This is a genomic window from Citrobacter sp. Cpo142 (genome assembly GCF_030332425.1).
Lineage (GTDB): Bacteria > Pseudomonadota > Gammaproteobacteria > Enterobacterales > Enterobacteriaceae > Citrobacter > Citrobacter portucalensis.
The window spans coordinates 1-20,426 of the sequence record NZ_JAOWHW010000123.1 but is presented as its reverse complement, the minus strand read 5'-3'; the positions used below and the strand labels follow the sequence as shown (position 1 = coordinate 20,426).

Genomic DNA, 20,426 nt, shown 5'->3' with positions numbered 1-20,426 from the left:
CGGCGTTGGTCATCGTGATACCGTCGCCGCCGACAGGTGCGGTCTGATTGAATATCACCAGGTCAATCGTCGCCGTTCCGCCCACGTCGTCCCGCCCTGTGTAGGAAATATCGCGAACGATGATGTTGCCGCCATCAAACCCCACCGACACATTCGGGTTATCCCATTTACCAAAAGGAATACCACTCACCGGAAGCGCAGCACTGCCGTTAACCGTAATGCGTCCGGAATAAGCGCAGGTCATCAGCGCGGCCTGATTGGATATGGCGGTGAAGTCAGTCGAGTTTGAAACAAACAGCCCTTCGTTATACGTCGCCGCAGGCAGCAGCTCCATGACGTAACCAGACCAGTCAGGGACAAGACTTTTCCCGCCGATGGTCTCAGCCCCGATAATTACTCCGGAATCACCGTTTCGGGTGACGCTGGTCATAATGGCCACATCAAATTCAGCATAGGAATAGATGTAAATGGGGTTTGTTGGCACAACGATAGCCTGTGAGCCAGGAACAAGCGGTGTATTGACAGGGTACTGCATGAACTGGGATGACCAGCCCGAGAACGATGTGCAAAAACTGGGGGCACGCAGCCCCGCAGTAATCGCCATTACCGGACGGCCATCGTTGTAATTAATAAATATCCCTTCCGGCATGATTACCCCCTCCACGTCCCAATCTGAATATTCCCACCATTTGTCAGATTAACGAGAAGTCCATAACCATCAATTATGACTTTGTTATTTATCCCGTTAAAAGAGAAATTCCCGCTGTCAGCATAGAGTTTCCCATGCAATTCAGCGTTTCCATTTTTATCAATGCGCCAGCCAGCTGAGCCTGAAACAAAGTTATTCGACTGGATAAAATTACCAATCTTGGCATTGGTAATGCTGCCATCCTGAATAAACGCATCGCTGATAAACACCTGACCGTTGATAACGGCAAACGGAGAATATTGTGTATTGCCACTGCCACTCATCAGGACGAACTGATTGGCGTTAAATCCGACTCGGGTGACTACTGGCTTGCCCGCCTCCGCCAGAACCGCAATTGATATACCGGCACTGTAAAAAATACCGTTGATGCGCACTCCGGCTTTCAGGGTATGAATGGCCGTAGCGCTTGTAGCGTCAACGGTGGCGGTGAGCTTATCCTCAAGCGAAGCGGTTACATCTTTAATCTGCGCCTGCACTTGCGTGGACATTTCAGCCATGGCCTGATTCACATCGGCGATGGTCGTTTTGACCACCAGAATATCCGTGCGCACCTCGCCGTACTGCGCCCACTGATGTTCCACGGTGGCATGGTCGGCCAGCGCGTTCTGCAATGCGGCTTCGAGATTGGTATTAATGTCGCTTGTCAGGCGGTCGCCGTCGGCAGACGTCAGGAAATCATCAGCAATATCGCCCAGGTAGTCATCAGCATTCGCGTTGGATTCACCACGAACCCAGTCGGTCCAGCCTGATTCATTACCCGTTCTGTCTACCAGCTGCGCGCGGTACCAGAATTCCTGCCCCGCCTTCAGCCCCAGTTGGGTGTATTCGGCAGATGGATAAGGCACATCCGACAGCAAAAGAGGATTAGAGAAATCACTGTTCGCAGTGTACTGAATTTCCGTTTTCAGCGTGTCCCCGGTATTAGCCGGGAATCCCCAGTTCAGGCGAATCCCCCAGTTGATCGGCGTTGTCGCAAAGCCGACAGGTTTCGGCGGATTTCCCACCTTGCCCGTTAGCGTTTTCTCTTCGGAGTAGCCCCAGCCAGAGGAAATTTCAGCGGCATTAATGGCACGCACACGCACGAGGTAGCGCCCTGCATAAATACCAGAAACATCGAATGACGTGGTGGAGCTGCGCGGCAAGTTTACCCAGTTACCATCATTGCGGCGCCACTGTGCCTCGTAGACGATAGCATTCTGCGCCTGGTCCCAGCTCACACGCATGGTTTCGACGCTGATATTCTGCTGCACCACTGAAAACGAGTTGATCACAATGTTAGCCGGCGGCGACTGGTTACCCGGCGGGATCACACTCACCGGCCGCTGGTCAATGATGGCTCCGGTATCGATACGGGCATATTTATCCGGGTCATGCCATGCGCCGGTAATTGAGAAAGTGCCATCATCATTATCGGAGACGCTGACAACTCGATACTGCTGGGCGTAGAGCTCGTCTGACTCAACCACCCATACAGCTTCGGCCTGTGGTGTCTCACTGTATGCCGTGGTGACTGTGACTGATTCCCCGTTAACCGCCTGAATAGTCCTGCTCTGTGACGCACCGGAGGGAAGATTGATAATAAGGCGATCGCCTGCTGCTGCATCAGCTACGCGGTCAAGTTTTATCACGCGACCGTTAACAGCACTGATGCGGCCACCCATAACTTTGCCGGACAGAAGCTCGTCTGACACGGCGATGATGTATCCCGGCTGCGGAATGTTTCCGTCCAGGCCAACATCAAACGAAACAACACGATCCTTATTGTTGGTGAGAATACCCCAGCGCCCCTTTCGGTTCGCTTCTGATTGACGGGTACAACCGATGGCTGTCATTTCCAGCTGATTAAATCCGTACCGGGCCACCAGAGGCTGCTCAAATACCGGCTCCATCGCATCCGCATAAGCGTTACCCGGATCAGACCAGGAAACCAGCGCGGTGGTATACCGCGTTTTTGTCGTGCTGCTGGAATAGGTAAAGCGTCCGTCGATAACGTTAGCGCGGGTGTAAGCGTAATCCACATCTCTCGGCATATCGGCAAGCGCAACAATCTGATCGCCGCCCCAGTACGTCATACCCCGGAATATAGCCGCAAAGTCACGCAGCACAGTGTAAGCGTCATTCCTGTCCTGAACATAGACGTTACAGGTATAGCGTGGCTCTGTCCCGCTTCCACCCTTTCCATCCGGTACCGGCTGATCGCAATATTGCGATACCTGGTACAACGTCCATTTATCGATGTTGGCTGCACTCAGGCGATTACCCAGACCAAAGCGATCGGTAATAACCAGATCGTAAAATATCCACGCCGGGTTATCGGTCCAGGCCCACTTAAACGCGCCCTGCCATGTACCACTATAAGTCCGCGTATCGGGGTCATAGTTATCAGGCACGCGGATCACTCGGCCACGTGGTTCACAGGATATCTGTGGAATCGAACCATTGAACTGACTTGAGTCGAATTCGATGTACAGCAGCGCGGTGTTCGGATAGCGCAGCTTGGCATCAATCACCTCCGTGAAGCTTTGCAGCGTCATCGTGTCGCCGATCTTGGCGCTGTTTGCGTCAGCGGTAATCTTACGCAGTCGGATTGTCCAGGTGCTGCCAGCCTGCGGTAAATCAATACGGTGGCTGCGCTCATAACCAGACGTCGTTTTGCCGGTTACGCTGGTATTAAGAACGGTTTGCCAGGTCCCACCATCAGTTTGCAGGTCTATTGCATAATTGATGGAATACCCTACCAGATCGCCGTTGTCCTCTTGCTTAAACAGAGAAGGCCATTTCAGTCGCAGGCGAACGGCTGATAGTTGGGTGTTGGTGAAAGTACGCGTCCAGGCTGTTGCGCTTGATACTTCAGTTCCAACGTTGATTTCGTTTTCGGTACCGGGAATGCCCTGAATGTAATTTTGTGCCTGAGTTCCCGCGCGAAATTCCCACGTCACGCCGCTAAAGTTTTTGGTGCCATCGGAGTTTTCCAACGCCGTGCCGTCCAGGTAGATATTTTTTCCGGTTAATTGCCCTGCAAATTCCCCTTCCCCAAGCGCAACGAGGATTTTGGCCTTCGCTACAGATTGCAGATCATCAGGCTGTTCGGTAGGGGTTCGTGAACTGGAACTGCCGCCCTTGCGGCCTTTAATCGGGGTTGCTGTAGCCATATTGCGCCCATAAAAAAAGCCACCATAAGGTAGCCTGAAAGGAAGATTATTTTGTTATTGCTGGTCTTCGACGTATATACCAGCAGAGATGATCGCCCCGCCAATGCGTCTGCGACCATAAAGCAGCGGGACCGGATAACCTTGTGCGGCAGTATTTGTCACCCCACCGAAAGCATATGAAGCGTGGTTATCTGCACTTTGCTTACTGGCAAGACCTGACGGTTGAGGTGAGAGCATCTGAACAACGCCGCCAAGTGCCATTGCCGCACCAATTTTCATCATAGGCACGCCAACAGCGCCGCCCCCAAAATATGTTGCTACAGCACCAACTACAACTAAAGCTGCTCCCAATATGGTTTGTAACACGCCAGCTTTTTTACTGCCTATAACGACAGGAATAATGCGAATAACCTCACCTGAAACAGGATATCCAAGATCAGATTCACTCAGATTTTTTTTACCTTTGAACACCGCATAAGTAAGACCACGCAGCTTACTTGAATTCAGAAACTTTTCGAATCCATTAATTGTACAGCATAGGGCTCTTACTGCTTCGGATGTGCTTCCGACTAATCGATAGTGTTGTTTACCAAATGTTTTCCCAAGAACACCACCTAATTCTATTTGCGTCATAACCTCAGACATAATCGCTCCATAAAAAAACCACCAGGAGGTGGTTTCATTGCACTGTAGTAGGTTTTATATCTACATTGGCATCATTGTCTATATATATTCTGACAGTCTTACTATCATCAGTTTTTATATTTATATAGCGTTCTTGCCTTTCAATTCCGGAGTTACACATACCTTTCCCATCAAATGTAGCTCCGACCGCCCATTCACCTGGAGGCAGATGAAAAATAGCCTTTTCCTTCTGGTTTAAAATTGCGGCTTTCTCACCGTTGATATACAAACTTGCTGCACAGCCTGCAGAGATAAATCCGCTGTCACGCACAACAGTAAGTACACCATCATTCGGATTAGTCTCTTGAAATTTATAGAGCTGATTTGCCGGAGCAAGTTTTGCTTTACTTGGAGGAACCACCTCAGTTGAACATCCAGACAATAACGCAATAGACAAGACTAAAAGTATTTTGTTCATATTCCATTCCCTGAGTAAACGTCCATAAAGGTTAGCACAGAGATTTATGCCGTAGAACCTTCATCGTCCGTTCCTGCCAGTAGCCGCCATAAGGCACACGCTGACTCAAATGGCCATAAAGATGGTGGAGTAGCATATTGCCTTCCAGCAGGATCCCTGCATGGTTCCACTTATTAGCCTGGACCTGCATGATAACCATATCACCTGGCTGCGGTACGCCACTGAATTCACGGAATCCGCATTCATACCAGCAATCGTGGTAGAAGTTTTCGGGATAACTGTCTTCCCACCAGGGATAATCCACGCGGTAATCCGTCAGCTCAATGCCGTGCGTTTGCCGGAAATAGCTCATCACCAGCCCCCAGCAATCGAAGTGACCGAGCACAAATGGGCGCTCCAGTAGCGGCAGCTCGCCCCGCGGCTGAATGGTACGCAGATCCCCCTCCGGCCAGCTGACGATGTGCCACGGAAGTAACGTAGCGTCACACTGTGCCTTATCCAGTTCGCTCGCCTGCGTCGTGGCATCCGGGTGGCTGTGGACAATGGCAATCACTGTTCCCCAGTCTTCGGCAGCGGCGTAATCTTCCGGCGACAGGTGGAAATGCTCTGTCGGATCGGTTGCCAGATTACGGCAGGGAATGTACCGCTGCACCCTGCTTTTTTGCACCACCACGCCGCAGCATTCGCGCGGATATTCAGCAGCAGCATGCGCCATAATGGCATCGATAATTTTCTGACGCATATCAGCTCCTGATTAGGGATGTGCCAGGGAAACCACCAAACGGCAACTCGTTCCCCTCTCCATGTCTCAACTTGCACGCAGTGAGCGTACCTGGGCATTCATCGAGCGACGGATCGTTAACCGGATTGTTGTGCTTGTCGAAATAGCGCGTTCCGGCATAGTCGCATCCATCACCGGATCGGTATTTGTTACGGACACACCAAGTACAAAGCGAATGTAGCTGGCGCGTCGGGATCATCAGCCCCTGCAGGTCCATTGGACTGGACAACGTAAACGCCACCACCTCGTTGGTTTCAGTGCTCTTGGCGTCAATGTAAAACACCTTCAGCTTTTCCTGCTGCGGATCCGCTGACGGGTTGCCCTCCGGATAGTTTTTCGCATCCAGATACTGCGCCAGCGTGTCATGAATCGTTACCTTTGCCTGCAGCAGGTCATCATAAGCAAGACACAGCGCCGTAATGGAACTGTCCAGGTTAGCGACCGAGAGCGTTGGCTGCGCGTTGGTCCCGTCGGTCGCCGTCTCAATACCCTCGATCTGGCAGGGCCAGGCTTTATATTCCTGACCCTGCCACCAGATCGATTTCGCCGGTAGCTTATTTTCATCCCCACCAGCAGCGGCAATTTCATCGGGAGTGTGGGCAATATTGTGGGCATGGAAGCGGAGAACGTCGGAAACACCAAATGCTGTGCCATCGACATCAAAAAGCCGGACAACATTGCCCGGCTCAAGTTTCTGATAATCATTGTTTAAGCTCATGGTGCAAACGCCTGTTCAAAGGTGGCTGATACGGTTTCCACCGTTTTACTTTTGGTAACGCGCTGCAGGCTGTCTGCCTCAACGCGCCACAGCGCAAGATCACCGCCTGGCGGTGTAAACGAAAATGATTTCGTCTTATGGCGCCGCAGAAAAGCATAGATATCTTTGACGGTTCCCGGTTCGCCGGTAAATGAAAACTCATAGCTGAGCGTTTCATCATTCATCCCGGCACCTGATACTTGCTTATAGCCATCACCAAACTGTGCCGTGCGGACGGTATCCTTACTTTTCAGGGTCGGCTGGCTGGATGCTTTAATACGCCACGCAAAATGCTCGATCGCCATTGCTTACCTCTGTTTTGTTGCATTCCAGATAATGCCTCCGGGTCGGACCTCTCTGGTGATACCTTCCCTGATGGAACTGTTGATCACCTGCTGATAGGCTTTCCCCAGCGCATCGCCGTTTCCTTTCTGCTGACCGGAATCCCCCTGGCCTGTTGTAACCGAAACCGGTGCATACACGTTGACACCAAAAGGAGAAGCAACGCCACCGCCACTCCCCCCGACCAGACCACCAGTCGCATAGCCGCGCATCATGCGATAAAGGTTGCCGACACCGATTCGGTTGGTGGCTTCCTGCGTAAAGACAAACTCTCCACGGTGCACCACTCCTGCAGGCTCATACTTGCCGCCGGACCCGGTATAACCACCGCCAGCAAAACCCAGCGCTGACGTGGCAGAACTGACCAGGCCAGCCATAGCCTGCTTCATCAGGATCTGCGTCAGCATCGACAACGTGGAACGGGTGAAATCTGCCCAGTTTGCTTTCCCTGTCGTCAGCATATCGGCCATATTCTGGCTAATACCATCGAATGTGGCTGAAGCAGCGGACTTCATCGAACCATAGGCATCAGCTGCTGAATCGGCATAGTCAGCCCACGCTGATTTCGCCCCGGCCTGCCAGTTTGCGCGCAGAGCATCTTCATCTTTAAATGTCGCTCTTTGCTCTTCCAGAATCTTTTGCTGAGCCTGCGGATTATGGGCATAGCTTTCACGCAGGCGTTCCAGAGTGGTTGCTCGCCCGGCATCGCGTGAAGAAACCCCTTCTGACTGCGCCTTAATACCCGCTCTCGCCGCACTCTGCTGCTGATGGAATTTAGCCGCCTGGTCGGCAAGCTGATTGAGCTTTTGCTGGCTGGCAACCTTATCGCCCAGGTCGGCCAACTGCCGCTTGTACTCGAGTGTTTCTTCCTTGTGCGCCAGCAGGGATTTTTCCTGCGCCGTAAGCTGACGACGACCAGCGGCCTCCTGAAGAACTGTGAACTGATTTTCAGTCTGCCAGAGGTCCTGACGCTGTTTGCTGATAACATCGTTCACGCTGGTATGCTGCTCAAGCGTTTTAAGCTGGGCCTGAAGGGTGAGAAGTTCGGCCTGTGCTTTTTCTTCAGCTTTGTCCCCGGCTGGCGTTGAATAGCTTTTGCCTTTTGGGGTTTTGGCGTCCTTAAACTGCTTTTCGATCCCTGCCCGCGCTGCAGCAATGTCCTTGTCAGTCCACAGCGTGGCGATACCGTCTTTCGCATCCTGACGGTTTTTCTCAATAAGCTGACTGAGCTTTTTCTCTGCTGAAGCCCGCTTTTCTGCCGCCGTCGCGCCGGATTCCACCAACTGGTTAAACTGCTGCTGGCTGCGGATTGCCTGAGTTTGCTGATCCGTCCGCATTTTTTCCCGCGCGGCTGTCAGTCCTTCCTGGGCATATTGCTGATCAGCCAGATCATAAGCCTGCTTTTTAAGCTCCACCTGCTGGCGCGCGTTTCTCAGCCTTTCCGCATCAGCTTTCTGCAGAACGTTGTTACCGGCATAATCTGGGTCGACTTTAAGATTGCTGGACAGCGCGCGGTACTCTTTCTCTGCTGCCTGCCATTCAGCGAAAGAGTCCTGGCGCTTCATCGCGGTGTCAGGATTACGCCCTACGCCCAGCATCGCATCCCACGCCCCGGAAGCAGCATTCTTCACCCAGTTCCACGCTTTTTCGAGAGAGCCAAGATTGTCCTCTACAGCCCCCGCTCGTTGTATAACGGCGTCAGAATATGCCCGCATTGCCAGCTCGGCTGCTTTCTGCGAATCCCCCAGCGCCTGAGCAGAGGAAATCTGTTCATACTGGGTGGCCGTCAGAAAATGCAGGGAATCATTGAGCGTCGCGACCGCGTTAACCGGATCATCCTTCAGGCGTTTAAACTGATTTATGGTTTCGTCGACGGCCTGCCCGGTAGCCTGCTGCAGCCTGGCGGCGACATTGCTGACCATGCTGACGTCATTACCGCTGAACGCGCCGCTTCCAACGACCTGCGCCAGCACGCCTGCAGCGGCATGCTGAGTGATACCATTACCGGCCAGCGAGCGCGCCAGCGCCTGAAGCTGACCGGATGTTTTACCCGCGTAGTTCCCGGTCAGGATTAGCTGTTTATTAAATTCCTCAGACTCTTTGCTGCCGTCATACCAGGCTTTACCCAACCCAACAACCGCCGCAGCAATCCCCCCGACCATGCCGGCCATGCCCAGCCCGCGTAAAGTCATCAGCTGATCTATCCATCCGGCGCGGTTGGCCAGCGTAATACCGGAACCACGAAGGGCACCAAAGTTACCGCGCATGACTTCGCCCATCAGAACGCCAAGTTCCCGACGCGCCGCAGCACTTTGCAGACCCAGCCCGTGCGTGGCGACTTTAGCCGCTTCAAGCTTACGGATATAAACTTCTGCGGCATCACTGGCTCCAACCTGTGCAGCCTTCATTCGCAGCAGTTCGGTACCGGAGAGCTTTTGCTCCACAACCTGAGACTTCAGTTGACGGAGAAAACGCGCCCGTGCAATCCCTGCTTTCTCTTCGACAATCTGAAGCTCTTTCTGTCGGGCTGTCGTATGAGAGATCAACGCAAGGTAATCCTGCTGGGTAATATTTCCCTGAGCCCTTGCGGCACGAAAGCGTGCCTGCACATTAGCGAGAGATTGTGTTTCTCCGTTCAACTGGCGAACACTGTCTATCTGGCGAAAAAAAGATGCAGCAAGTTCATCCTGCCGCCTTGCGAGCACTGCCGCCTGGCCGTCATTCTCACGCATGCGCTGGCTGAGGTCTGTCACCCGGCGGTGTGTTTCATCAACGGATTTAGATACTTTTTGCCAGTTTTGAGCCAACCCTTCCGTGGCGTCTGCCTGGCGGGATTTGATTTCCGCCGCTGCAGAAGCTCCTGCATCCCCCACACTTTTTAATGCTGCAACCTGTCGCTCTGAGGCGCGCTGCATTCGCGTCTGGACTTTTTCAGAATCATCAGCCATCCCTGTGAGTTGGCCCTTTATGCGGGCAACCTGCTCGCTGAACGTGGCGCTGTCGACATCAAGGTTGATGACCAGATCGCTAATCTGCTGGGCCATATCGGATACCTCCTGTGATCCCCTCAGCTGCGGCCATCAGCGTGTCATCATCCAGTTCATCATCACTGATGATGCTGCCGGAAGGAGAAAGCAGGCTGAAATGTGCGGGGGTAAGTTCCGGATCGCGGAAGAAAATAGAAGAGATGGAATAAAGCAGCCCGGAAAAATGCGCATCGAGCTGCGCGTCCTGAAAATAATGTTCCCGGTAGAACTGGTGCCAGTCACCCAGCTCACCAGAAGTCATTCCAGCCAGCATGGCGCGCCAGTCAGGTCGCCCGAACTCGCGCGCCAGATTCAGGACAAATTTCAGCTCGCTGGCAAGGGCTTTTCCGCCGTAACAGCTTCTGCGCCTTCGGCCTCTGATGGGGCACCTGGATCGTCAGTGTTGTCATCATCAACCGGAACGAGCATGCCGGAGAGCAACTTAACCTGCATTTCAGCCTTGCCGATCGCTTCCGGCGGCCAGCCTTTGAGAACCTGCTGGTAAAGCGCTTCTTCGTCGGGACCTGCGGGGTCATTATGCCAGAGAGAAAGTGCGATCACGCGCGCACCGCAGCGGATGTTTGAACCCACCAGACGGGCAGTCATTTCCTGATCGCTGATGCTGTCGCTTTCATGACCAAGTGTCTTTTCTTCCGCAGCCAGAAATTCAAGGTACTCAATACGCTGAAGCGCTGACAGTTCATTCAGCGTGGTGGATTCGCCAAGGTAGTTAAATGGTTCTTTTTTGAGGAACATATCCCCCTCCTCAGGAAGCGGTGACAGTGACTTTGCTGACTGCAACGAAATTGCCGTCGCTGGTCATAACAATAATGTCAGCGTTACCGGCTGCCACACCCGTTACGGTGATCGTGTTTCCGCTTACAGATACCGTCGCTTTTGCCCCATCAGAGGTTGCCACGCGGAACGAAGGATCCGATGCACTGGCAGGATTAACCGTCACATTGAGCGCGGTGGTCGCTGCAACGGCGACGCTTGCCGTGGATTTATCCAGCGTAACACCTGTAACAGCAATGGGCGCAGAACCACTTTCTTCAGCCAGTTCGGGCTTGCCGGTATTGGTGATTTTCGCTGTGCGAGTAATGACCTCTTTTGCCGGGATAGCTTTACCCAGGCTGCTGCACCAGCCGCGGAAAACGTCGACGGTACCATTCGGATATTTAATCTTGTACACCCGGACAGAACCATCGTTAAACCAGGTGACCAGTTCTTTCTGTCCCTGTTCTCCCGGCTTCCAGGCAAGCGTAAGTGATGTATCCCCTGCCGATTTTGCCCCCTGAGCGGTCGCGTTCCAGTCGGCGTCCTCATCATCAAGGTAGGTGTCGTCATACGATTCGGCGGTCATTTCGCCCGGCGTCAGCTCTTTAATTTTCGCCAGACGGTTCCAGTCGATATCCGAGAGTGGGTTAGCGAAAGCGTTACCCGTTCCTGTGTAAAGCCAGAGTGTGGTACCGGCGCCTTTTACGGGCGCCAGTGGATTGGGTGTAGGCATAAATACCTCTTACATTGAATACGTTAATGTGTACGTGAAATCGACGGAACCCCACGTGGCCATTTCATCATCCCGCTGGTAGTCATAGCCCTGGGGAGTCATTGTTTCGATTAATGCGTCAAGACCCGGGATGTCCTCCATCGCTGGATATATTTTCTCTTCCATCCAGGAATCCAGCGCTGTGTCAGGGCTGGAAGCCTTAAGAAACACCTCGATATGGAGAACGGCCTGCCACGAATCTTCATCGAGCGAATCGCCGGTGTACTCCGCATCAGAGATATACACCGCCACCGCAGGCAGATCCTGCTCCTCCAGAAACACGGGACGCCCGTCAAACCAGGTAACGGTATCGGTGATATCAGCTTTCAGTTTCGCCAGAATGGCTGCACGTATAGCGCTGTGTCTGTTCATCGCTTCAGGTGGATCCTCAGTTGGTTTTTCAGTGCTGCGGAAAGTTCTTTGGGCATGTCGCTTTCAATAAGGCGTTTTGAAATCGAGGTGAAAGCTACTGTCAGCGGTGTCTCAAGAGGAACTTTGACCACATCAATGGGATAACGGGCTTTACCTACGCGCCGCATGACCTGCCAGCGCCCGCTCGCCAGTTGTTGAATAAACGCATTGCGAAAGGTATAGGGTCCGATTTTAAGGACGCTGCCCGATCCTTTTCTGGCCCCTTTTTTACGCGACAGCCGGACGCGAGCAGTACCAAGCTTTATCGCGGGAAGATTACCGCGGTTGATTTTTATTGACGCGACTGGACGATCGTGGCGGGCCTTGCGTAAACGGGAACGCTGCCGGACCAGACGAACCGGAAGCCCCGTTTTCCGGTTATCATCCACCTTTGCCTCTTTCGCTACAGTTTTGCTGCCCTGACTTATCGTTCTGCTGGCCACACGGTTAAGTGCTTTCGCAGTTGCCTCAGGAACGATTAACCGACTGAGGCTGTTGAGATTCTGAATAGCCCTTTCCAGGCCTTTAACCGACATCCCCCCTCCTATTCGATAAAGATGCGCGGCTTACCGTTAAAGCGCTCGTGACGGGTCAGATGGAATTCCTCCCTCTCAAAAATCACCACATCATTACGGCGTGGCTGGTAGCCAGCGGTAAACACCACCAGCGACCGCCCTGTTCCGCTTAAAGGCCCCATTTCTTCCAGAAACTCAGCCGGAATAACAATCATGGGCTCCCCGTTGATGGTCGCTAGCTTGCCCATTTTGTTCACCGTGACCGCATCCATGCGACTGACAAGTCTGTCAAAGGGATTAGGCATTGATTTTCACGGCTACAATTGCGGAACTGGCAGTTGCATCTTCCCAGGCAACCCCGGCCAGATCGGCACCTGTCGCGTCGTTCTGCACTTTGCCATCTTTGATATGAACCTGCTCACCGATGGTGATCGCATCGGTAGTCAGCTTAGGCAGCAGGAAAACACCTTCGGCAAAACCGTCTCCTGTCTGGCCTGCCGCAATATCAGTAATGGCAATCGCCACGACTTTCCCCACCATCACCGGCGAACCACTCAGGATCGCACCGCTGCCCGTGTTGGCAATCTCAATAGTTTTGCCATGCTGTACAAAATTCTTCGCCATAAATTCAGTCTCCATCCAGCCCCATACGGGGCCGAATTCAGATACAAAAAAAGCCCTGATGGGCTGTGATGTGCTGCTTGAGTGGAAGGGATTATTTCCCGGTTGATTTCGCCATGCCGCGATAATCCAGAGGTGATACACCGGCATCGATGCGCACTTTGGTGGCAATACCGTCGGTAGTGAAGCCTTCTTGCTGATCGATATACGGAGTATCAACGCCGTTCAGGTATGCCACTTCGATGGTGTCCGTGCCCTTAGCGGCGGCCAGATACCAGGCGCTGGTGTCTTTGGCGTCAAGACGCGGCTCCGCGATAACTTCAGCAAAGTTCTGAATTGGGTTCATGATACCGGCGTTGATATCCGCCCCTTTCACACTGGCAGACTTGATCGTCTGGTTTGCCAGGGTTTCGAGCGCGACTGGCACCAGCATGAATGCCGGGCGAATATTCAGGGGACGCTCACCCTCTTTCTGCAGACGCATCATCTTGCGCGCTTCATCAAGGCTGGCTACAGAAATCGCGCCTGCGGAAATATTACCGTGATCAGCATGGAACAGCGGCTTACCATCAGACAATTTCGCGTTTTCGGTCAGAATGGCATACACCAGGTCGCCAATCGTCCCTTTTGCTGCACGGCCCATCTTCATAGGTACATCGGTTAACTGATTCAGATCGTCATTGATGATCGCCTGACGGGTAATAGAGAAGATTTCACCGTAGGTGGCCAGCGCGATGCTTTCACCTTTATCTTTGGTGGTCACATACTTATATTCAGCCCCCTCGCGAACCTGGCGCAGGGAAGAAAAACCACCAAGACCGACACGATGTGCCGTTTTAAAGTCTGACAACTGGCCTTTCTTAGTCCACTGCTCGAAAGTTTCTGCCGCTTCCTCCCAGCCCTGCAGCAACGCTTTATTAGCAACATCGAGCAGGATATTACCGAAGTCAGACGTGCTGTGTGTCAGTGCCATACCGACCATCTGCATCGGGTTATAGCTGGAAACGCCGATGCCGCGCTCGGTCAGCGCCATACGGGCATATTCGCGCAGCGTCATGCCATTATAGACGTTGTCCCGCTCTATGCTCTCGAAGCCCGCGCGCGCCATCAGCGCCTGGCGGACACCATCTCCAACAAAGTTACCGTTCCCGGCGTAAATATGCGCATCCGTGGTTTTATTCGACGGTGTTGCATTTTTGCCCAGCGCCGCCAGCAGTTCATCTTTAGCCTGAGCCACTGTGCATTCCGGATCCGCGATGCATTTATTCTGCAGCTCATGATGCTTGCCGCCGAACATCGCAAAGAGATCGTTGATACCATTTACGCGGCTCTTTTGCTCGGCGAGAACCTGAGCACGGATTGTCGCTTCATCTGATGCTGCCGGCTGAGGCGTAGTCACCTGCGGCTGAGGTTGTTGTGGCTCACGCGCAGTGGTATTGCGCGGTGGGGTGATCATGTTGCGAATGCTGTTTGGCATCTTTTCAAAATCCTCGATACGTTTTGATTGAATACAGGCCATTGCCTGCAGAGAGGTAGTGACCTGATCGGCAAAGCCATGCTCTAAGCATTCTTTACCGTCCATCCAGGTTTCATCGTCCAGCATGGCGGCGATTTCTTCGGTCGTTTTTCCAGTTTTCTCCGCGTAGGCAGGGATCAGGACAGACTCGACCTTATCCAGCAGATCGGCATAATCCCTCATGTCGTTGGCATCACCACCCGCAAATCCCCATGGTTTATGGATCATCATCATCGTGTTTTCCGGCATAATTACCGGGTTGCCAACCATCGCAATCACCGAAGCCATTGAAGCTGCCAGACCATCAATGTGAACGGTGATCGCCGCGCCGTGATGCTTCAGGGCATTAAAAATGGCGATGCCATCAAAGACATCGCCACCGGGCGAATTGATGTGAAGGTTGATATGGGTAATGTCGCCCAGCGCCTTAAGGTCATTCACAAACTGGCGCGCCGTCACCCCCCAGTAGCCGATCTCGTCGTAGATATAAATATCTGCTTCGTTGTCGGCGCTGGCCTGCATACGAAACCAGGAATTACTTTTTGCGCTGGCTTTCGGACGGTGGTGCGCCCGGTTATTTGGCTTCGGCACTTGTGCCTCCTTTGTCATTAGCAGGGTCAGTGTCAAACACCAGCCCCAACTCTTTGTTTTCGTCGATCTCTGCCTTCCGGCGCGCCTTCACATCGTTCGGGTTACGTCCGCTGGCGCGGACCCAGTCGGATTCCGTTGCCGCTCCGCCCCGGATCTGTAACTTCCAGGCATTGGCCTCTTTAACCGGATCGATCCACGGCATAACAGGGCCGGAATACACCGCCGAGTACAGCGACTCCATATCCAGACCGCGGGGTAATTTAATCTCGCCAGCGGCCACCGCCATTTTCAGCCAGGCGCGGTACATTGGCCGGGTCACCGCGCCAATAAACCAGTCCTGTAAAATGAGATAGCCATCTGTTGATTCCACCAGTTCCTGCCGCTGCGCGCTGTAGGTGCCGTTGTAGTTTCTGGCTGTGCTTGAAAAGCTGAGTCGGCTGCCTGCTGCGACAGCGCGAAGTTGCCCATTACGGAAGGTTTCAAGGTTAGGATTGGGCCGGTCAGATTTCACCATGCCGATATCTTCACCAGGCTTCAGATCGTCATAAATGATGCCTGGTTGAATCATCACTTCCCGATCATCATCATCGGAAGAACTGTTACTCTCTTCGAAGCTTTGCCCGTCTCCCTTTTTGATGTACATACCCAGCGCAGCAGCAATACGTGCGGCGGTGAGCTCAGCATCTTCATACTCTTTAAGTGCGCTCAGACGCATCAGTACACCGGATAGCATCGATACGCCCCGGGTCTGGTGCAGACGGCGGACAAATTTAAGATGCAGCATGTTTTCCGCATCCACTTCTTTGGTATCAAGCTGACGGCCTGAAACGGGCAGGCTTTTATAAACCTGATATTTCCTTGGTCTGCCCCAGTTGTCGACGAATACCCCCTGATTTAGCTGGCTGGCAGCATCGCTGTTCATGGGAATAAAATCTGGTTCAAGCGCTTCAAGCCAGAAAGGGATACCGGCTGCTGGCGTAAGACCATTCCCGGTTCCACTGACAAGCTGGGCAAACACTTCGCCATCCCGCAGCCAGGTGCGCAACATCAGGCGCTCAAGCATCGGGCGGGTAAACTGGTTCGTGACATCAGGCCTGACAGACCATTCTGCCCATTTATTACGGATCTGATCTGCCAGCTTTTTGGCGATTTTACCGTTCATCAGTTTGGGATTGGGTTCAACAATAATTCCGGCTTTCCCAACCACCCGCTCTTCCAGCTTATCGAACACCCCAATCACCAGATCGTGATTGTTATCGAGCCACCTGGCCTGCTCCCGCAGTGATACCGCCCCCATTTTGCTGAGCTGATCAGCTGAACGATTTTCACGGCGCCCTTTGTGCGTTCTTGTCGGGGTAACGGCTTCATATGCCCTGATTTTCGCGCGCGCCTGCAGACGGGCTGCTTTCCAGCCTGGCGAAAAGACCCCAATCGCATCATCTAAAAGGCTCATTCAAACCTCGCCAGTCGGTAACCGGGTCGCCCGCGGCGATGAGAAATAAGAAAAGAGAGCCGACGCTCCCACTCCTGACGCCCTTTTCGGATTTCAGACAGGTTCTCCATCGTCATTTCCTGCCCATTGAAACGGATAGTTTTGCCATCCAGCACCGCCATTTCGGCTTCGGTATATCGCTGGATCATGGCTTCAATATCAACACGGTTCACAACCATCCTCCTGATGTACTCCAGGGGTTAGAATCATCGGTTACGGGCTTTTTCCGCTTCCGTTTTTTGATGGGTACTGGTTCTGGTGTCTGGGATGCCGCTTCGCCAGCTTCCGGCGGCGCGTTCTCCAGCCAGGTTTCCCGCCTCGCCCACTCAGGAGCAGCGGGCCATTTGATTTTCTCGTAGCCGTGGAGGATGGCGAGCGCATCAGCGTAGACCAGCAGGTCAAATGCTTCGTTTGCACCACGTCCCGGCTTACTCCATTTGCCATCGGTCGATCGCTCCTCATAGGTCAGTTCATCGTAAAACCAGCTGCCGAGCCAGTCAGGGAAATGCACGTAATTCGGGCCAGGCGAATCACGCCACAAAGCGTTATTCACCTGGTCTTTAAGTGCGTCGGTCTGGAGAAGATAAAGCGGCACATCACCGGCGGCTTTTGCACGTCGTGTGGATCTATCAGTGTTGTCAGGGAAAGTACGGGTGATGAGTTTCGAGCGGTGTACGCTGTCCCCCTTAAAGAGATAAATCTTTTTGCCCAGCCCTTCACGACGACATTTGCGCCAGAATTTGTAAGCGTTGTCGGTGACGCCATCTTCCCCGCCGGAATCGACAGCCATCGCCATAAGGCGCATACGTTTCGACGGGTCACTTGCTAATGCCCATGACTTTTCGAACACGTCTGACAGCAACAAATCCCAGTCTTCCGGATAACTTGCCGGGTCTATGGGATAACACTCGCCGTGCTCATTGGCCCTTAATGACTGCCGGATGTTGTAGCGGTCCACAACCCAACGTTCACCCTGTGCACCGTAGCCAGTGACCTGCACCACGAAACGCCGGGATTTGCCGCCCTGAACATCGACCGTTGCAGTCATAAACAGCACACCATCTGGAACCGATCGCTTTGGTACATCTTCGGCACGTTGCTCCAGCAGTTCGCTTTTACGCTGCTCCAGATTGGCGCGGGGCAAATAGGGTCGCCCAAAGTCGGTGTTTACAACTGTTTTGAGCGTTTCTTCGCTCTGGGTGGCCTCATATTCCTGCTCAGCAGTCAGGAATTTGTACATCATCTGCGCCCAGGTCTGATAAGCAGCTGCCGGGCCTTCCATCCAGAACGAGGCGATACGAGATCGGCGGGGTTCACCATATCGCTTGCCGTCCCGGTCCATTTTTTCCCCATCACGCAACCAGACATGGCGAATATTCAGGTCACGTTTCATCTCGGGCGTAATTTTGCCTTTGCATGCTGGGCACTGGAGGTAGGCAGATTCACTTGCTACAACGGGGTCAGGCGTCTCACGGAATCCTGTCATATTGGCGATTTCCGGCTGAAAATATTCCCCGCAATGCGGGCATGGCCAGTAAAGCCGTCGCCGATCGCCTTTATTAAATAGCGATAATATTCCTGTTGTCGGGGGAGCTTCATGCGCGCTGGTTGGTCGCCATTTGGTGTCACGGATCTCGCGACCGGGAGAACTTTCGACAAGCGTCATCCCGCTGGACATAAATGTGGTGGTTCGTTTCGAACCAAGAGAAAACGCATCACCCTCGCCGTCGATATCCTCAGGGAAACGATCGTAGTCAGTCAGCGCTACACTTTTATAGTCTGACGAGGACATGATATTCACCGACGGCCAGCCAATCTTTAGATAATTCCCTGCACGAAATGTACGGTCGTGGACGTTATTATCGTTCCGGCGCGGGCTGAGTCGTGATTTCACATCAGGACTACAGCGGAATGTGCGATCGAGGCGTTTCTTTGAGTGCTCACGCGCTTTTTCTTCGGATACCTGTATAACCAGCATATCCGCGGGATCACAAACGATGTTATAGACAATCCAGCCATCAATCAGACCAATCGTTTTCCCTGTTCGGGCAGGTCCTACAAACACCACAGCATCGTATTCTCTTGAAGCCAGGCTATTCATCGGCTCGATGATGTAAGGGGCCAGATTTGGATCCCACTTAACAGAGTTACCCGCACCGATAGGGACACGCATGAAATCGCGAACCGCATCAGCTACCTTCATACGACGCGGGGCACGTAAAATACCGGAGATATCCCGGCGGATACCTCTGGCTGATGCCCGTTTTGCCATCAGTCCTCCTCTGGCTCTTCCTCCTCTTGTTCGGCGTCCATTACTTTTTGTGCAACCTGATCACGCAAATCATCAATCACGTCTTGCACACGCGAGACAGCGGCTGGTGTCAGTGCGCAGTCGCGCTCAAGAATGTCCGGTAGAGTTTCAAGCACCGTTACAACAGCTTTCGCCATCAGTGAAAATTCTCTGGCAACGTCTTCAGCGGGAATGAGCTGCTTCGTATCTACCTCAAATTTCAGCCGCTCGTTCTCGGCCTTCCAGTGCGCGAGCCTGTCCGATGGTTCCATTTCCTCTACGTTGGACGTTGAGACTGTCGGAATCATCAGTTCACTCAAAATATCGGTGACGAGATACAGCTTGAGTTTGCTGTTACTACCGGCGGCAGGTTCAACATTTTTTAGCCTGGCGGCAACGGTCTGCCGATGCACGCCAGTGATGCCAGCCAGCTGGTTAATGTTGAGTTTTAACGAAGCAATTTCCTGGTCCATGATGGTGAACACTTTTTGAACGATTCGACATCATTGAAAAATCGGGGTTTGAAAAATCAATGGATTGCGCGAATGATGATGACGACCATAGATCGCAAAAACTAGCCGATTCCCGCGAGCACGCCGCCCCGTGGCAGGCCACCCCGCCGGGAGGACCCATTTAATAATAATGATTATCACTTGCAATGATAGGTGGCGGGCATTAAAAAGCCCCGCTCTTGCGAGGCTTATTCGATGTGATAGCTGAGTATCATTCGTCTTTTTTGATTACCACTTCTTGTGGTCTCATCTGTTGGATAGCACGACAGATGCAATATGGGATTACCGCCCATGCAACGCCCATTGCTGCACCAGCAGCCTGCTGAGGCGCACTAACAGCACCGAACACCCCGATAATTCCCTGCACAAACCCAATAACTCCGCAAATAATGCATACAACCCAGAGAAATTTCATTACCAAAACTCCTTTTATCAAAGAGTAACCATGATAAACCCATGAATTATTTAGTAAAGCATGATCGCAGACACTCAGCGAATACCTGTGGGGCTGATTAACACAGCTTTATTCAAACGAAGCGAAACCATTTCCATATCTCCTGTAATGAATCTTTTAAAGAGTCGCAATCTTTACGACTCACTAATGGGAAGACCTATTAGGCCCTACAATAGATGACTGAAATCCTCAGCCATCTCCACAATTTTGGTTTGAAGGAGATACAATATGACAGACACAACTCTAATTGACTTTCTTAACGCACTTTCCCCTTATGCGACTCCCATAATCGAGTTCCTTATGCACTGGGCGAAACTCGAATTGCAAAAGCGATATACCAGTAAAAAATTAAAGTAATCGTTACCTCAAGCACCTTAAGTTTTTCCCTCTTTCCGTCAATCCTACCATCAAGCACAGCCACTGCACGTGGGCGTTCATCGTGTAACCCTGTTGTTATTCGAATGTCTCACCGAGTCGTAAACACGCTCACATGTCATTCCAGCTCGGTAGCTTTCGTCAGATCGCTCAGCATAATATCGAGCTTCTTCTGCAAGGCGTCCGAGCATGTCGGCGAGCACTGCGGCGTCGGCTCCGGCTGTTTTGCTT

Annotated in this window: 22 protein-coding genes; all 22 read right to left on the bottom strand. The window is 52.7% G+C overall.

What is annotated here, in order from left to right; genetic code table 11:
• On the bottom strand, positions 1 to 649 hold a 649-nt coding region (locus tag OGY18_RS13400), incomplete at its 3' end, for a DUF6453 family protein (protein WP_286553336.1).
• A gap of 2 nt (positions 650 to 651) precedes the next feature.
• Positions 652 to 3,861, bottom strand: a complete 3,210-nt coding sequence (locus tag OGY18_RS13395; RefSeq protein WP_286553334.1) for a TipJ family phage tail tip protein — start codon at positions 3,859 to 3,861, stop codon at positions 652 to 654.
• A 54-nt stretch (positions 3,862 to 3,915) separates the two neighbouring features.
• Positions 3,916 to 4,506 (bottom strand): tail assembly protein, encoded by a 591-nt coding sequence (locus OGY18_RS13390; RefSeq protein ID WP_048217469.1) that lies wholly within the window; start codon positions 4,504 to 4,506, stop codon positions 3,916 to 3,918.
• Between the two features lie 34 nt (positions 4,507 to 4,540).
• Positions 4,541 to 4,963, bottom strand: a complete 423-nt coding sequence (locus OGY18_RS13385; RefSeq protein WP_003826218.1) for a hypothetical protein — start codon at positions 4,961 to 4,963, stop codon at positions 4,541 to 4,543.
• Between the two features lie 31 nt (positions 4,964 to 4,994).
• Positions 4,995 to 5,705 carry a C40 family peptidase gene (locus OGY18_RS13380; RefSeq protein ID WP_049001720.1) on the bottom strand — a complete coding sequence of 237 codons (711 nt, stop codon included), beginning with the start codon at positions 5,703 to 5,705 and terminating at the stop codon, positions 4,995 to 4,997.
• Position 5,706: 1 nt separating this feature from the next.
• Positions 5,707 to 6,462: a phage minor tail protein L gene (locus OGY18_RS13375; RefSeq protein ID WP_220528514.1), complete on the bottom strand. Its 756-nt coding sequence runs from the start codon at positions 6,460 to 6,462 to the stop codon at positions 5,707 to 5,709.
• Entirely contained in the window at positions 6,459 to 6,806 is a 348-nt protein-coding gene (locus OGY18_RS13370) for a phage tail protein (RefSeq protein WP_048216155.1), read from the bottom strand. Before OGY18_RS13370 ends, OGY18_RS13375 begins: the two co-directional genes overlap by 4 nt.
• 3 nt (positions 6,807 to 6,809) lie before the next feature.
• A complete protein-coding gene (locus OGY18_RS13365; protein ID WP_286553331.1) occupies positions 6,810 to 9,887 on the bottom strand; it encodes a phage tail tape measure protein in 3,078 nt (1,025 codons plus the stop codon).
• Positions 9,871 to 10,143, bottom strand: a complete 273-nt coding sequence (locus OGY18_RS13360) for a phage tail assembly protein T (protein WP_286553330.1) — start codon at positions 10,141 to 10,143, stop codon at positions 9,871 to 9,873. The genes OGY18_RS13365 and OGY18_RS13360 overlap by 17 nt, the downstream gene beginning before the upstream one ends.
• Before the next feature lie 50 nt (positions 10,144 to 10,193).
• A complete protein-coding gene (gene gpG, locus OGY18_RS13355) occupies positions 10,194 to 10,625 on the bottom strand; it encodes a phage tail assembly chaperone G (RefSeq protein ID WP_047499062.1) in 432 nt (143 codons plus the stop codon).
• A 10-nt stretch (positions 10,626 to 10,635) separates the two neighbouring features.
• Positions 10,636 to 11,379, bottom strand: a complete 744-nt coding sequence (locus OGY18_RS13350; RefSeq protein ID WP_286553327.1) for a phage tail protein — start codon at positions 11,377 to 11,379, stop codon at positions 10,636 to 10,638.
• 9 nt (positions 11,380 to 11,388) lie between these two features.
• Positions 11,389 to 11,790 carry a phage minor tail U family protein gene (locus OGY18_RS13345; protein WP_127790513.1) on the bottom strand — a complete coding sequence of 134 codons (402 nt, stop codon included), beginning with the start codon at positions 11,788 to 11,790 and terminating at the stop codon, positions 11,389 to 11,391.
• The gene (locus OGY18_RS13340; RefSeq protein ID WP_286553324.1) at positions 11,787 to 12,365 is read right to left on the bottom strand and encodes a phage tail protein; all 579 of its coding nucleotides are present in this window, start codon (positions 12,363 to 12,365) and stop codon (positions 11,787 to 11,789) included. Before OGY18_RS13340 ends, OGY18_RS13345 begins: the two co-directional genes overlap by 4 nt.
• Before the next feature lie 8 nt (positions 12,366 to 12,373).
• Complete coding sequence (locus OGY18_RS13335) at positions 12,374 to 12,649, bottom strand: ATP-binding protein (protein WP_286553323.1); 276 nt, start codon at positions 12,647 to 12,649, stop codon at positions 12,374 to 12,376.
• Positions 12,642 to 12,968, bottom strand: a complete 327-nt coding sequence (locus OGY18_RS13330; protein WP_286553320.1) for a DUF2190 family protein — start codon at positions 12,966 to 12,968, stop codon at positions 12,642 to 12,644. Before OGY18_RS13330 ends, OGY18_RS13335 begins: the two co-directional genes overlap by 8 nt.
• A gap of 91 nt (positions 12,969 to 13,059) precedes the next feature.
• Positions 13,060 to 15,090 (bottom strand): ClpP-like prohead protease/major capsid protein fusion protein, encoded by a 2,031-nt coding sequence (locus OGY18_RS13325; RefSeq protein WP_353622748.1) that lies wholly within the window; start codon positions 15,088 to 15,090, stop codon positions 13,060 to 13,062.
• Positions 15,056 to 16,525, bottom strand: coding sequence for a phage portal protein (locus OGY18_RS13320; RefSeq protein WP_286553315.1), 1,470 nt, complete (start codon positions 16,523 to 16,525; stop codon positions 15,056 to 15,058). The genes OGY18_RS13325 and OGY18_RS13320 overlap by 35 nt, the downstream gene beginning before the upstream one ends.
• Positions 16,522 to 16,737: a DUF6148 family protein gene (locus OGY18_RS13315; protein WP_286553314.1), complete on the bottom strand. Its 216-nt coding sequence runs from the start codon at positions 16,735 to 16,737 to the stop codon at positions 16,522 to 16,524. The genes OGY18_RS13320 and OGY18_RS13315 overlap by 4 nt, the downstream gene beginning before the upstream one ends.
• Positions 16,734 to 18,836 (bottom strand): phage terminase large subunit family protein, encoded by a 2,103-nt coding sequence (locus tag OGY18_RS13310; protein WP_286553312.1) that lies wholly within the window; start codon positions 18,834 to 18,836, stop codon positions 16,734 to 16,736. The genes OGY18_RS13315 and OGY18_RS13310 overlap by 4 nt, the downstream gene beginning before the upstream one ends.
• Positions 18,836 to 19,327 (bottom strand): DUF1441 family protein, encoded by a 492-nt coding sequence (locus OGY18_RS13305; protein ID WP_008784471.1) that lies wholly within the window; start codon positions 19,325 to 19,327, stop codon positions 18,836 to 18,838. The genes OGY18_RS13310 and OGY18_RS13305 overlap by 1 nt, the downstream gene beginning before the upstream one ends.
• A gap of 250 nt (positions 19,328 to 19,577) precedes the next feature.
• The gene (locus OGY18_RS13300) at positions 19,578 to 19,781 is read right to left on the bottom strand and encodes a hypothetical protein (RefSeq protein ID WP_044703081.1); all 204 of its coding nucleotides are present in this window, start codon (positions 19,779 to 19,781) and stop codon (positions 19,578 to 19,580) included.
• A 473-nt stretch (positions 19,782 to 20,254) separates the two neighbouring features.
• Positions 20,255 to 20,426: DUF2514 family protein (locus OGY18_RS13295; protein ID WP_286553338.1), on the bottom strand; the 172-nt coding region annotated here is incomplete at its 5' end.